The following is a 14,105-nucleotide window of genomic DNA, read 5'->3' on the forward strand; positions in this document are numbered from 1 at the left end:
ACTGAATGCAAAGACTTATCAATTCGCTGCTAGCGTCCGCGACATGGGACAGGTGCTCGACATTCTCGCGTTGCGCAGTCTCGTCGCGGTGGCCGACTGCGGCGGTTTCCACCGGGCCGCCGCGACCCTGCGGATCAGCCAGTCCGCGGTGAGCCAGCACGTCCGCCGGCTGGAGAAGGCGATCGGCCGGCCGGTGGTGGAACGGCAGGGCCGGGGTGCCGCGTTCACCCCGGACGGCCAGGCGCTGCTGACCGAGTCCCGGCGGATCCTCGCCGCGCACGACGACGCCCTGCGCCGGCTGGTCGGCCCGGAGCGTCCCACCGTGACGATCGGCACCACCGAGCACGCCGCCGACCTGATCCTGCCGGCGGTGACCGCGGCGCTGCCCGGCCATCAGGTGCGGTTCCGCATCGACCGGACCCGGCGTCTGGACGCGGCGGTGGACCGGGGCGTGCTCGACGTCGCGGTGCACCTGGCCGAGGCGTCGTCGGCCGAGGGCATCCCGGTCGGGACCCTGCCGCTGAGCTGGTACGCCGCCCCGGACTGGCGGCCTCCGGCGGGCCGTTCGTGGCCGCTGGTGGCGATCGAGGAACCGTGCGTGCTGCGCCGCCGGGCCCTGTCCGCGCTGGCCGGACGCGGTCTGGACGCCTACGTGGTGTGCGACAGCGGCTACGTGGCCGGGGTGGTGGACGCGGTGCGCAGCGGTCTCGGGGTGGCCCTGCTGGCCCGGGTGTCGAGCACCCCGGAGGGTCTGGCCGAGCGCTCCGATCTGCCGCCGGTGCCGCCCGCCGCGATGAGCCTGCGGGCCCGCTCCGGTGCCGATCCGGCGTTGGCCGCGGCGGTCGTCGCGGGGTTGCGCTCGGTGCTGGACCGATAAGCGTCCGTGATCGCCATGATCGCGGATCGTCGTTGGACAGCATGGCGCAATCCCTATTAGCTTGGTGGGAGTTCCGGGGATTGTGCCGTAGAGAGGACCCCGCATGAGCACCTTCGACGAGACCATCCCGCCCACCGCGTCACCCGAGGTGGAGTTCATCAGCCTCGCGCACCTCAACCCGTCGACCGAGCTCGCGCCGATCCCGACCCGCGGCATCGACCTGCCCTACTTCCGGCGCTACGTGGCCGCCCTCGAGGACGGCGGCTACGACTACACCCTGCTGCCCTACGGGTCGTCGAGCGCCGACTCGTTCGTCGTGGCCAGTGCGGTCGGCCAGCTCACCGAGCGCATCAAACCGATCGTGGCGCTGCGCCCGAACACCACCCCGCCGACCGTCGCCGCCCAGAAACTGGCCACCCTGGACCAGCTGACCGAGGGCCGCGCGGTCGTCCACCTGATCTCCGGCGGCAGCGACGCCGAACAGGCCCGGCAGGGCGACTACCTGCCCAAGGACCGCCGGTACGCCCGTACCAGCGAATACGTCGACCTGCTGCGCCGCTCGTGGACCGAGCCGGCGGCGTTCGGCCACGACGGCGAGTTCTACAAGTTCGACGACTTCGGGCCGGGCTTCGCACCGTACGAGAGCCCGATCCCCATCTCGATCGGCGGCCAGTCCGACGAGGCGTTCGCGGTCGGCGGCGCGAAGGCCGACATCTTCAGCTTCTGGGGCGAGCCCCTCGACGACCTGAGCAGCGAGATCGACCGGGTGCACGCCATCGCCCGCGCCGCCGGCCGGACCACGCTGCCCCGGATCTGGGTGACGTTCCGCCCGATCATCGCGAAGACCGACGCGGAGGCGTGGCAGAAGGCGCACGTCTACGTCGACAGGATCGCGACGTCGTTCGGCAAACAGCCGTACCGCAAGGGCGTACCGCAGAACGTCGGCTCGCAGCGGGCCCTCACCTTCGCCGACCGGGCCGAACGCTACGACCGCGCGCTGTGGACCCGGACCGCCGCCGTCACCAACGCCGCCGGCGCCTCCACCGCCCTGGTCGGCTCACCGGAGACGGTGGCCGCCGCGATCCTGGACTACGTGGACCGGGGCGCGTCGCTGGTCTCCATCCGCGGGTACGACACCCTGGCCGACGCGGTCGACTACGGCGAGCACATCCTGCCGCTGGTCCGCCAGGAGATCGCGCACCGCCGGGCCACCGGCCGGCGCGGCACCCTGCAGGCCGAACACCTGGGCAACTACGCATGAGCCGGTTCCCCGTCCCGGACCTGTCGGCCGGCGCGCTCGCCAAGGTCACCGCGGAGATCGCCGCCACGGCCGGTGACTACGACCGGACCGGCGACCTCCCGATCGCGGGCCTCGCGGTCGCGCACCGCGCCGGTCTGCTGACCGCCACGGTCGGCGCCCGGTACGGCGGACCGGCGGCCGGACCCCGCGACACCGCCCGGATCCTGACCGCGCTCGGCGAGGGTGACGCCTCGGTCGGGCTGCTCGCGGCGAACCTGCTGAACACACACGCCGCCCAGGACACCCGCCCGTCCTGGCCCGCGTTCTCCTACGAGGACCTGCTGCGCCGGTCGCAGGACGGCCCGGCCCTGGCCAACGCGGTCCGCGCCGAACCCGAGCTGGGGGCCCCGGCCCGGGGCGGCCTGCCGAGGACCACCGTCGTCCGGGAGCCCGAAGGCTGGATCCTGAACGGGCACAAGGCGTACGCCACCGGCGGCGCCGGCCTGGCGTACCACGTGGTGTGGGTGCTCGCCGACGACGGCCGGGTCGGTCACGTGGTCGTCCCCGGCGACCTGCCCGGCATCACCTGGCAGCAGACCTGGGACCACCTGGGCCTGCGCGCCTCCAACACGCACGACGTCGTCTACGCCGACGTCCGGTTGCCACCGGAGGCCTTCACCGAGATCCCGCGCGGCGCGGACGGCGTCTACCGGGATCCCGCGGTCGCCACCGGGCCGGGCGGCTTCGGCCACCCGGCGCTCTACATCGGGGTGGCCCGGGCCGCCCGCGCGGCGTTCGTGGACTACGCCCGGACCCGGGTGCCGGCCGCCCTGAGGAAGCCGATCGCCGAGACCGAGCGGATCCAGGCGGTGGCCGGCGAGATCGACCTGCAGATCGTGCAGGCCGAGACGCTGCTGCACGGCGCGCTGCTGCGGCTGGAGGCCGGCGACACCACGCTGCTGCCGGAACTCTCCCTGATCAAGGTGGCCATCGCCCGCGCGGTGATCGCCGCGACCCAGACCGCGGTGGCCGCCCTCGGCAACCCCGGCCTGACCAGGTCCAACCCCCTGGAGCGTCACCTGCGCGACGCGCTGTGCATCCGCGTGCACCCGCCGCAGGAGGACGCCGCACTTCTTGCCGGCGGACGCCGGATCCTCTCCACCTCCTGAAGGAAAAGATCATGAAGCGCTTCAGACCAGCGATCGCGGCACTGGCGGGGCTCCTGGCCCTGTCCGCCTGCGCGGGCGGCACCGGCGACGACGCAGGCTCCGGCACCCCGCAGGACGGCGGCACGCTGAAGCTCTCGTTCTGGCCGGACAACGCCAACTTCTCCTGCATCGACCCGTTCCAGGTCTACTGGATCGAACACCGGTCGATCATCCGTAACTTCGCCGACTCGCTGACCGACCAGGACCCGCAGACCGGCAGGATCGTGCCGTGGCTCGCCGACAAGTGGGAGATCAGCCCGGACGGCCTGGCCTACACCTTCACCCTCAAGGACGGCGTCACCTTCGCCAACGGGGTGAAGCTCGACGCGCAGGCGGTCGCCGACAACGCCGAGGGCTGGATCGAGACGGTCGAGGCCACCAACGGCGCGGCGTACGGCGCCTCGTACATCCAGGGGCTGACCGGCGCCGAGGTGGTCGACCCGCGGACCGTGAAACTGACCCTGAGCAAGCCGAACTCGTCGTTCCTGCAGGCCACCTCGACGACCAACCTGGCGATCATCGACCCGGCCGCGTTCGCGCGGACGCCCGCGGACCGGTGCCTCGGCACGGGCGTGGTCGGCTCCGGACTGTTCCAGCTGGACCACTACACGCCCAAAGTGGAGACCGTCCTGACCAAGCGGGCCGGCTACACCTGGGGGTCGGAACTCGCCGCCAACCGCGGCGAGGCCCGGCTGGACCGGGTCGAGTTCAGCTACGTCGCCGAGGACAGCGTCCGCACCGGCAACCTGGTCAGCGGCGCCATCGACATCGCCTGGCCGCGTAACCCGTTCACCCCGCAGGACGAAACGCTGATCACCCGCTCCGGCGCGACCGTCGAGAAGCGCTCCCTGCCCGGCGTGGCCAGCACCCTGTTCAGCAACACCACCGCCGGGCGCCCGCTCGCCGACCCGCAGATCCGTAAGGCCCTCTCGAAGGCGATCGACACCCGCACGTACGCGACCACGATCTTCGGCGCGGACTATCCCGAGGTGCAGGGGCCGTTCAACGCGACCACCCCGTACTTCAAGTCGGAGGCCGCCAAGGTCGCCCACGACCTGGCCGGCGCCCGGCAGATCCTGGACGCGGCCGGCTGGACCGTCGGACCGGACGGCTACCGGGTCAAGGACGGCAAACAGCTGGTGATCGACTACCCGCTGCCGTCCACCGCCACCGGCCCCGGCCCCGAACTGCTGCAGGCCCAGGTCAAGGAGGCCGGCATCAAACTGGAACTGCGCACCCTCACCACCGCGCAGTCGGCGACCTACCTGGCCGAGGGCTCGTACGACCTGACCGGCACCTACTTCACCCGGGCGGACCCGGGCGCCCTGCAGTTCATCATCAACCCCGACGTGGCCAACTCGAAGGCACTCGCCTCCCGGATCGGCTCGGCCGACGAGATCAACCAGGTCAAGGCGCTGTTCGCCGAGGCCATCGAGACCACCGACGCGGCGCAGACGCAGGCGGCGTACGCCGAACTGCAGGACTACCTGATCGACCAGGCCCTGACCATCCCGCTGTTCGAACGGGTGCAGAAGGCCGGCGTCGCGAGGAACGTCCACGGGTTCGCCTTCACCTCGGAGTCGTTCCTCAAGCTCAACGACGTGTGGAAGTCCTGAACCGATGACCCGGTACGTCGTGGGGCGCGTCCTGCAGGCCGCCGTGGTCCTCTGGGCCGCGTACACGCTCACCTTCGCCATCCTCTACCTGCTGCCCAGCGACCCGATGCAGCTGCAACTGGCCGCCGCGGGCGTCCAGGAGGACAGCCTGACCCCGGAGCAACTGGCCGGGATGAAGGCCGCGTTCGGGCTGGACCGGTCGGTCGGCGCGCAGTACTGGCACCACCTGACCGGTGTGCTCCACGGCGACTTCGGGATCTCGCTGACCACCCGGCAGCCGGTGACCGACCTGATCGGCGCCCGGATCGGCCCGACCCTGCAGCTCAGCGCGGCCGCCGCGGTGACCGCGCTGCTGTTCGGGTCGGTGCTGGCCTACCTGGCCACGTTCGTCCGGCTCGGCCCGCTGCGGGTGCTGCTCACCCGGCTGCCCGCGGTGGGCGCGTCGTTCCCGCAGTTCTTCATCGCGCTGTTCCTGATCCAGTTCTTCTCGTTCCAGCTCGGCTGGTTCCCGGCCACCGGCACCGAGGGGATCGCGGCGCTGGTGATGCCGGTGCTGACCATCGCGGTGCTGGCATCGTCGGTGCTGGCCCAGGTGCTGATCAAGAGCTTCGACGAGACGCTGCGCCAGCCGTACATCGTCACCGCCCGCGCCAAGGGCCTGTCCCGCTCGGCCGTCCACCTCAAGCACGCCCTGCGCAACGCCGCGCTGCCCGCGATGACCCTGCTCGGCGTGATCATCGGGACGGCGGTGACCAGTTCGATCGTCACCGAGACGGTGTTCACCCGGGAAGGCGTGGGACGGCTCGCCCAGGAGGCGGTGCTCTCCCAGGACGTGCCGGTGGTGCTCGCCGTGGTGACCCTCGCCGCGACCGTGTTCGTCCTGGTCAACCTGATCGTCGACCTGCTCTACCCGCTGCTCGACCCGCGGATCACGGCGGGGGAGGGGACGTTGCTGTGACAGCTCAGGTCGTCGAACCGGTGGTGGTGGACGCGCCCACCGAGACGCGTGAGATCTCCGGGTTGCGGGCCACCACCGCCCAGCTGATCCGCCGGCCACTGTTCCTGATCGCGGCCGCCTGGGTGGCGTTCGTGCTGATCTCGGCGTTCCGGCCGGGCTGGTTCACCGGCTACGACCCGTACGCCACCGACCCCGCCTCGGCGATGCTGCCGCCCGGCGCGGACCACCTGTTCGGCACCGACATCTACGGCCGGGACCTGTGGTCGCGGGTCCTGCACGGCTCGGCGCTGACCATCCGGGCCACCCTGATCGCGCTCGGCATCGCCGGGGTCGCCGGCCTCGGGCTGGGCATCGTCTCCGGGTTCTTCGCCGGGCTCACCGACTCGATCCTGATGCGGTTCGTCGACGTGCTGCTGGCCATCCCCGGCCTGCTGCTCGCGCTGTCGATCGTCACCGCCCTCGGGTACGGCACGCTCCCGGTCGCGGTGGCCGTCGGTGTCGGCATCGTCCCCGGTTTCGCCCGGACCACCCGTGCCGAGGTGCTGCGGGTCAAGACCCTGCCCTATGTGGAGGCGGCGCGGGCCGGCGGCGCGTCCTGGGCCCGGGTGCTGCTGCGGCACATCCTGCCGAACGCGTGGGGGCCGGTCGCTGTGCTCGCCGTCCTGGACGCCGGCGTGGCGATCATCGCCATCGCGTCGCTGAGCTTCCTCGGGTTCGGCGCGGCCCCGCCGGCCGCCGAGTGGGGCACGCTGATCGCCGACGGCCGCAACTACCTGATCACCTCCTGGTGGCTCAGCCTGCTGCCCGGGGTGTTCGTGGCGCTGCTGGTGCTCAGCCTGAATCACCTCTCCAAGACCTTCCAGGAGCTGTCCCGATGACGCTGGTGTCGATCACCGGACTGGACGTGGGCTATCTGCGGCGCCGGCAGGTGCACCCGGCCGTGACCGGACTTGATCTGAACGTGGCGCCCGGCGAGGTGGTCGCGATCGTCGGCGAGTCCGGCTCCGGCAAGACCACCACCGCGAACGCGCTGATCGGTCTGCTGCCGGCCGGCGGGCGGATCACCGCCGGCTCGGCGATCATCGACGGGGTCGAGACCGCGGGCGCCGGCGAACGGACCCTCCGTAGGCTGCGCGGGTCGGTGGTCGGCCTGATCCCGCAGGATCCGATGGTGGGCCTCAACCCCACGCAGCGGGTGGGCCATCAGGTCGCCGAGGCGGTCACCCTGCGCGGTGTCTCCCGGCCTGCGGCGTACGCGGAAGCGATCACGTTCCTGGAGCAGGCCGGTGTGCCGGACCCCGAGTTGCGGGCCCGGCAGTACCCGCACGAACTGTCCGGTGGTCTCCGGCAGCGCGCCCTGATCGCCATCGCCCTGGCCGGACGCCCGAAACTGATCATTGCGGACGAGCCGACCAGCGCGCTTGACGTGACTGTGCAGAAGCGGATCCTCGACCACCTCGGCGGCCTCGTCCGCGACCGGGGCATCGCGCTGCTGATCATCACGCACGACCTGGCGGTGGCGGCGGACCGCGCGGACCGGGTGGTCGTCATGCGGCACGGCCGCAAGGTGGAGGAGGGCGACCCGCGGGCGATCCTGCGGGACCCGGCTCAGGCGTACACCCGGACGTTGATCGCGGCGGCGCCGCGTCTCGCCCACGGCGGCCGGGTGGTGCCGCGCTTCGACGTCCGTGACCAGCCGCAGCCCGCGCCGATCCTCACCCTGACCGGCGTCGGCAAGACGTTCGGCACGTTCCGGGCCCTCGACGACGTCAGCGTGACCGTGCCGCGCGGGCGCACCCACGCGCTGGTCGGCGAGTCCGGCTGCGGCAAGACGACCACGCTGCGCATCGCGCTCGGGCTGGAGTCGGCGACCAGCGGCTCGGTGGTGCTCGACGGCACCGAGACGGCCGGCCTGAGCTGGCGCGCGTTCCGGCCACTGCGCCGCAAGGCCCAGCTGGTGCACCAGGACCCGTTCGCCACCCTCGACCCGAAGTTCACCGTCGGCCAGTCGATCACCGAGCCGCTGCAGTCGTTCCGGGTCGGCACCCGGCGCTCCCGGCAGGCCCGGGCCCGGGAACTGCTCGACCAGGTGGCGCTGCCCGTCTCCTACCTGGACCGGCTGCCCAGTGAACTCTCCGGCGGCCAGCGGCAACGGGTCGCCATCGCCCGCGCGCTCGCCCTGGAACCTGACCTGATCATGCTGGACGAGCCGGTCTCCGCCCTCGACGTGCTGGTCCAGGAACAGATCCTGGGGCTGCTCGCCGACCTGCAACGCGACCTCGGCCTCTCGTACCTGTTCGTGTCGCACGACCTGGCGGTGGTCGCCTCCCTCGCGCACACGGTCAGCGTGATGAACGGCGGGCGGGTGGTCGAGGACGGCCCGGTCGCGACCGTGTTCACCAACCCGGCCAGCGAATACACCCGGGAACTGATCGACGCCATCCCCGGCCGGCGTGCCGATGCCCTCTGACCGCCGCGATCCTTCCGCGGGTACGCACGAGAGTCTGCTCGTGGTGGACGGCCACCGGCGTCTCGTGACCGCCGTGGCGGGACTCTCCTATCGGGAGGACGCCGGAGTCACCTCTGACGCGAAACGGTGAGGGCATGCGCGTACCCCGGGGAAAAGCGACGGCAGAGAGCGGCCTCCCGCAGATCTCGCACCGCAGGGTCCGCCCGGCCGTTTTGACGGTGTACGCGGTCAGCGCCGTCACCAGCAGCACCATCGCCAGCAGCAGACGCTCGGCGAGCCCCGCGTACGGCGGCAGGCCGGTGCCGCCCAGGAACGCGGGGGCGTTCACCGCCCCGAACACGGCGCACGCGGCCATCGTGGTGAACGCCGCCGCCCGCAGCGCCCGGCTGCCCGCCGACTGCGCGACCAGCAGCGCGATGACCGGGGGCAGGACGGCCACCACCGCGGCGCTGCCCCGGTGAACGACCGCGTCGACGGTCACCGGGGCGCCCGGCAGGTTCGTCGGGAAGACGGCCACCCCGACCAGGCCGGCACCCCAGCACGTCAGCAGCCCGGTGAGCCGCGGATCGCGGGGCAGGGACCGCCGGGCGCCGACCGCGATCCAGGCGGCGGACACCGCCAGCGCGCACGCGGAGAACGCCAGCAGCACCGCGCCGGCCGGGGAACCCACCACGTCGCTGAGCATCTGATCCATCGGGTCGACATCCCCGGTGACCAGCATGCCGGCGCCGGCCGCCGCGGACAGGACCAGCCCGGCCAGGGCGTTGCGGTACCAGCGGGCGACGTCGCGGGCGACGACGGTCACCGGACGGTCACGCCGGCGCGCAGGGCGTACAGCTGCTGGAACGCGGCGACGGTCCGGGCCTCGTCGTGCTGCTCGGCGACCTGGCGGGCCCGCTTGCCGAGGGCCTGCGCGCGGGCCTCGTCGGCGAGGACGGTCCGCAGCCGGGCGGCGAGCGCGGCGTGGTCACCGGGCGGGAAGAGGTAGCCGGTCTCGTCGTCGACGACCAGGTGCGGCAGGGCGGCCGCGTCGGCGCCGACCACCGGACGGCCGCTGGCCATCGCCTCCAGGACGACCAGGCTCTGCAGCTCGGCGGTGCCGGCGTTGACGAACACGGTGGTCGCGGCGTACGCGGTGGGCAGCTCGTCGTCCGGCACGAAACCCGTGAAGGTCGTATTTCTCGTGATATCCAGTTTCTCTGCCAGCTCTTCCAGGTGGTGGCGTTCGGCGCCCGCCCCCACCAGCACCAGGTGGGCGTCCACCGCCACCTCGGCGAACGCCCGCAGCACCACGTCCAGGTTCTTCTCCGCGTCCAGCCGCCCGACGTAGGTGACCGTCGGCTTCGCCGGGATGCCGTGCCGCAGCCGGAACTCGCCGGCCGGCGTGGCCGTCCGGAACCCGTCGGCCGCCATGGCCGTCCGGAACCGGCGCAGATCGATGCCGCAGGAGATCGGCAGCACCGGGCCGGGCACCCCGGCCAGGGTCGCCAGGGCGGCGGCGTACGGCGTCGGCGCGGTCACCACGTCGGCCTTGGCGAACACCCGGGCGGCGTCACGCCAGGCCCACTCGTGCACCAGCCGCCGCCCGGCGTCCCCGACCGGCAGGTAGTGGGTGAGGTTCTCCGGCATGAAATGGTTCGTCGCGACCACCGGCACACCCCGCTCACACGCCGCGTCCACCAGCGCCCGGCAGACCGGGAAATGGCTCTGCACGTGGACCACGTCCGGCCGGACCTCGTCGAGGATCCGCCCGGCGGCCCGGCGCAACGCCACCGGCAGGCAGAACCGGAAACCCTGATGGCCGGGTACGGGCAGCGACCTGATCCGGTGCTCGGTGATCCCGTCCGCGGTGACCCGCGTGGTGCTGCGGACACCGTCGGCCGGGCAGACCACGTGGACGTCGGCGCCGTCCTCGCGGTTCAGCGCGCCGGCGAGCCGCTGCGCGAAGTAGGAAGCGCCGTTGACGTGCGGGGCGTAGGTGTCGGCGCCGATGAGGATGCGCATGCGTGTCGCCTCTCGTGTCGTTTCTCGCGAAGTCGGATCGTCAGCAGGACCAGCGCGACCGGGACCGCCACCACGGCGGTGACCAGCAGGAACCCGCCGGGCCGGGCGAGCAGGCCGGTCAGGTGCGCGCCGGCCGCGGCACCCAGGCCGACCAGCACCGAGGCCCGCACGGCGGCGGCCGCGGTCACCAGGGCGGCGAACCGTCCGAACCGGACCCCGGCCAGTCCGGCGGCGACGAACGCGGGCAGCGCCACCACGTCGACGAGCTTCGCGGTGATCACCATCCGGGGCAGGGAACGGGCGACCGCGGCCGTGAACCGGTCCCGCCGCGCGTCCGTCATGCCGAGCCGCGCCAGCAGCGGCCGGACCCGCGGATGCCGGCCCCAGCGACCCAGCAGCCACAGCAGGCTGTCCCCGAGCACCTCGGCCGCCACCACGATCAGCCACGCCGGCCAGAACCGGAGCAGACCGGCCCCCACCAGCGAACCGGCGGTCACCGTGGCGACCGGGCCCTCGAGGAGGACCAGAGGGCCGAGCATCGCGTACGCCTGCGTCGGATCCATACCGAGAAGAATCGATCTCGGACACCGCGCGGGTCGTCACCCCGCGGTAGGGGGTCGGGTGCCTCCGGCGGAGGACTCTCCCGTAGGGGTTCCACCGGTACCGTCCTAGCGGTGGGGACGAATGGCGCACGGCCGGTCCGGATGCAGTGGTGGCTGCTGCTCGGACTGAGCGCCGGCCTGCTGCTGGTGGCGACGGCGACGATCACGACATCGGTGTACGAGGTGCCGGTGCTGCTCGCCTACATGGCGGCGAGCGCCCAGTGCGCGGCCCTGCCCCTGGTGCTGCTGCGCCCGCACCCGGCGACGGTGCTGCAGTTCGCCGGGGTGGCGATGTTCTCCTGGTCGGACACCGACACCGACGGCATCTGGCCGCTGCCGGTGCCGGTCCTGGTGGTGCTGGTCCTGCACATCGGGCTCATCGGGGCGCGCTGCCCGTGGAAGGAGGCGGTGGCGACCTGGTGGGCGAGCGCGTTCTTCTGCATCGTGCTGGTGGTCGCCGACCCGCTGGGCCGGGGCCTGGACCACGCCGAAGCGTCGCTGATCATCTACGCGACGAACTCGGTGCTGGTGCTCTTCGGCGCCATCCTGTGGAGCCAGCGGGCCGCCGTGCACCGCGAACTGGTGTCGGCCCGCCGCGACGTGCTGCTGGAACAGACGCAACGGGCGCTGGTCGAGGAACGCGGCCGGATCGCCCGGGAACTGCACGACGTGGTCGCCCACAGCATGTCGGTCATCCACATGCAGGCGACGTCGGCGGCGTACCGCCTGCCCGGCCTCGACCCCGAAGCGCGGGCCGAGTTCTCCCGCATCGCGGCGGACACCCGTACCACCCTGCGCGAGATGCGCCGGCTGCTGGCGGTGCTGCGCGAGGAGACCGCCGGACCGGAACTGCACCCGGTGCCCGACCTGGGTGGGCTGGGCGAACTGGCCGCGTCCGCCCGACGCGGCGGCATCCCGGTCGACGTGGAGGTGACCGGTGACCTCCCGTCGTCGGCGCTGCCCGACACGGTCGGCCTGGCGGCGTACCGCATCGTCCAGGAATCGCTGAGCAACGTGGTCCGGCACGCCCCGGGCGCGGCGACACGGGTCAAGGTGGCGGCGTCCGGGACCGAACTGCTGGTCGAGGTCGTCAACGGCCGCCCCACCGGGCCGGCCCGCCCGATCGAGGAACCCCAGCACCCCGGCCACGGGCTGATCGGCATGCGCGAACGGGCCCGGCTGGCCGGCGGCACCATGTGGACCGGCCCGCACTCGCACGGCGGGTACCGGGTGGTGGCCCGGTTCCCGCTGCCCGCCGACTCACCGGCGCAACGACTCCCGGATGTTGACCAGTAACACGATCAGCGCGGCGGCGAAGAACGCGAACGTCACCACGTACCGGCCGTCGACCCAGAGCAGCACCAGCACACCGACCACCGCGGCCGCCGCCACCAGGCGCAGCAGCACGGCCAGGAACTTGCCGCGGACCAGGCCCTCCACCACCAGCAGTGCGAGCAGCAGGATGCCGGCGGTGGCCTTCGCGCCGATGCCCTCGAACGGAGACAGCGCCGAACCGGCCGCCCACAGGATCAGCGGCGTGCTCGCCACCGCCCACCAGGACAACGTCCGGGCGCGGACCCCGACCGCCGGCTCCATCGGCACCCGGCGGTGCAGCAGGTGCGCGTGCGGATGCTCGGACAGCGGCAGGTCGGTGACGGTCCGGGCCTGTTCGTCGGCGAGACGGGTCCGTTCCCGGCGCAGGTTCAGCAGCTTGCGCTCGTCGTCGAAGAGCGCCCGCACCTCCGGCGAGCCGGCCGGCAGCCCGGCCGCGCCGACCGCCAGGTCATCGTGCAGCACCCCGATCTCGGCGTCCAGGTCGGCGAGCCGCTTCTCGTTGCGCTGCCGGCGGATCTCCACCAGTTCGCGTTCGGCGTCCGGGTTCGGGGCGACCTTGGCCAGCCCGGCCCAGCCGACCGGGTCGGCCCACGACGGGCGCACTGATCCGTCCCGGTCGTAGCGGGGGCCGGCCGGGCCGCGTTCGCCACCCAGGCGGTCCCGGGTGTCGCGTCCCCACAGGCCGCGGAAACCCCGCACCCACGGGGTGTCGTCGCCGATCACCACCGGCTCCCAGGACTGCTCGTGGCCGGGGCCGATCGCCGGGCCGTCACCGCGGGCGTAGTCGATGTACGGGATGCCGACCTGCGGCTTGTGCTCCGCCGACCAGGGCGCCAGCAGCCGCGCCGACCAGCGCAGCGCGTTCACCACACCGCGCAGCTTCGGCGGCCGTACGGTGATCAGGTAGTCGCCCGGCACGTAGGCGCCGGAGTGCGACCCGGCGCCGACGAACACCACCGGATGCCGCCCGCCGTCCAGGGTCAGGTCCGGGTCGTCCCAGCGCCGCCGCAGGTCGTCGCCGGTCTCGTCGTGCGCCGAATACACCACCCAGCGGGCCGGCGGCACCCCGTCCGGGCCGGTCACACCGGTGCCGTCCAGGTAGATCGTCACCTGCTCCCAGTCGGCCTCGTGCTCGTTGACACCGCCGAACGCCGACCGCCAGTTGTTGAAGCTGTAGAAGAACCAGTACTGGCAGACGATCCACGGGCCGTCACGGACCACCCGGCCGTAGTAGACCGGTTGCTCCGGCCGCAGATGGTCACGTTGCAGCAGGAACGAGCGGGCCGCGCTGCCGCCCGGCAGGCTCCCGCGGAACAACAACGACGCCCGGTTGACGGTGTCCACCAGGCGGGCGATGAGACCGACCGCGGCCAGCCGGCTCGCCCGGCGCAGATGCGGCGGACGCTCCCGCAACGGGATGTGCGCCAGTTTCGTGTCGGTGCCGATCCCGGACAGCGAATGACGCAGACCCTCGTCGGCGGCGGCCACCTCGGCCAGGGTGTCCAGGGTCAGCCCGCCGGCCGGGACCTCCTCCACCGGGCTCTCGCCCGGCTCGATCCGCCACAGGCTGGCCCGGCTGACGTATCTGTCGACCGACACCGGGAAGAAATACTCACCCTCGGTGAACCGGGCCACCGGTTCGTAGGCGCGCAACAGGCGCAGGTCGTCCACTACCGGGTCTTCCCTTCCGGAACAGCATGTCGCCCGCCGAGGCTATCGGCCCCGCGCTCGCGGCCGTCCGGTACCCACCCGGATACGATCTCCGCGGCTTCGCTCGGTGGTTACTGCTTGGAGG

General features: G+C 72.6%; 12 protein-coding genes. 8 read left to right on the plus strand and 4 right to left on the minus strand.

The window, feature by feature from the left end; genetic code table 11:
* The first annotated feature begins 43 nt into the window (after positions 1-43).
* The 7 genes from QSK32_RS03825 to QSK32_RS03855 all read left to right on the plus strand — a co-directional run bounded on the left by QSK32_RS03825 (position 44) and on the right by QSK32_RS03855 (position 8,369).
* Positions 44-877, plus strand: coding sequence for a LysR family transcriptional regulator (locus QSK32_RS03825; protein WP_285471203.1), 834 nt, complete (start codon positions 44-46; stop codon positions 875-877).
* A gap of 103 nt (positions 878-980) precedes the next feature.
* Positions 981-2,138 carry an LLM class flavin-dependent oxidoreductase gene (locus QSK32_RS03830; protein WP_045743677.1) on the plus strand — a complete coding sequence of 386 codons (1,158 nt, stop codon included), beginning with the start codon at positions 981-983 and terminating at the stop codon, positions 2,136-2,138.
* The gene (locus tag QSK32_RS03835; RefSeq protein ID WP_285471204.1) at positions 2,135-3,286 is read left to right on the plus strand and encodes an acyl-CoA dehydrogenase family protein; all 1,152 of its coding nucleotides are present in this window, start codon (positions 2,135-2,137) and stop codon (positions 3,284-3,286) included. Before QSK32_RS03830 ends, QSK32_RS03835 begins: the two co-directional genes overlap by 4 nt.
* Positions 3,287-3,297: 11 nt before the next feature.
* Positions 3,298-4,941 carry an ABC transporter substrate-binding protein gene (locus tag QSK32_RS03840; protein WP_285471205.1) on the plus strand — a complete coding sequence of 548 codons (1,644 nt, stop codon included), beginning with the start codon at positions 3,298-3,300 and terminating at the stop codon, positions 4,939-4,941.
* Positions 4,942-4,945: 4 nt separating this feature from the next.
* Positions 4,946-5,899: an ABC transporter permease gene (locus tag QSK32_RS03845; protein ID WP_045743680.1), complete on the plus strand. Its 954-nt coding sequence runs from the start codon at positions 4,946-4,948 to the stop codon at positions 5,897-5,899.
* Positions 5,896-6,777, plus strand: coding sequence for an ABC transporter permease (locus QSK32_RS03850; protein ID WP_285471206.1), 882 nt, complete (start codon positions 5,896-5,898; stop codon positions 6,775-6,777). Before QSK32_RS03845 ends, QSK32_RS03850 begins: the two co-directional genes overlap by 4 nt.
* The gene (locus QSK32_RS03855; protein ID WP_285471207.1) at positions 6,774-8,369 is read left to right on the plus strand and encodes a dipeptide ABC transporter ATP-binding protein; all 1,596 of its coding nucleotides are present in this window, start codon (positions 6,774-6,776) and stop codon (positions 8,367-8,369) included. Before QSK32_RS03850 ends, QSK32_RS03855 begins: the two co-directional genes overlap by 4 nt.
* Here the strand turns inward: QSK32_RS03855 and QSK32_RS03860 are convergent.
* Genes QSK32_RS03860 through QSK32_RS03870 form a run of 3 tightly spaced genes read right to left on the minus strand, consistent with a single transcriptional unit; the run spans position 8,296 to position 10,936 of the window.
* Complete coding sequence (locus QSK32_RS03860; protein ID WP_285471208.1) at positions 8,296-9,174, minus strand: DUF998 domain-containing protein; 879 nt, start codon at positions 9,172-9,174, stop codon at positions 8,296-8,298. The genes QSK32_RS03855 and QSK32_RS03860 overlap by 74 nt on opposite strands.
* The gene (locus QSK32_RS03865) at positions 9,171-10,373 is read right to left on the minus strand and encodes a glycosyltransferase (RefSeq protein WP_285471209.1); all 1,203 of its coding nucleotides are present in this window, start codon (positions 10,371-10,373) and stop codon (positions 9,171-9,173) included. The genes QSK32_RS03860 and QSK32_RS03865 overlap by 4 nt, the downstream gene beginning before the upstream one ends.
* Positions 10,289-10,936, minus strand: a complete 648-nt coding sequence (locus QSK32_RS03870) for a DedA family protein (protein ID WP_045743684.1) — start codon at positions 10,934-10,936, stop codon at positions 10,289-10,291. Before QSK32_RS03870 ends, QSK32_RS03865 begins: the two co-directional genes overlap by 85 nt.
* Before the next feature lie 111 nt (positions 10,937-11,047).
* Here QSK32_RS03870 and QSK32_RS03875 point away from each other — a divergent pair, with 111 nt between their 5' ends.
* Complete coding sequence (locus QSK32_RS03875) at positions 11,048-12,271, plus strand: sensor histidine kinase (protein WP_285471210.1); 1,224 nt, start codon at positions 11,048-11,050, stop codon at positions 12,269-12,271.
* On the opposite strand, the gene QSK32_RS03880 is transcribed toward QSK32_RS03875, so the two are convergent.
* On the minus strand, positions 12,236-13,981 hold the full coding sequence (locus QSK32_RS03880) for a hypothetical protein (RefSeq protein WP_045743686.1): 1,746 nt from the start codon (positions 13,979-13,981) through the stop codon (positions 12,236-12,238). The two genes, QSK32_RS03875 and QSK32_RS03880, sit on opposite strands and share 36 nt — an antisense overlap.
* Between the last annotated feature and the right edge of the window lie 124 nt (positions 13,982-14,105).

The organism is Actinoplanes sp. NBRC 101535 (assembly GCF_030269225.1).
Lineage (GTDB): Bacteria > Actinomycetota > Actinomycetes > Mycobacteriales > Micromonosporaceae > Actinoplanes > Actinoplanes rectilineatus.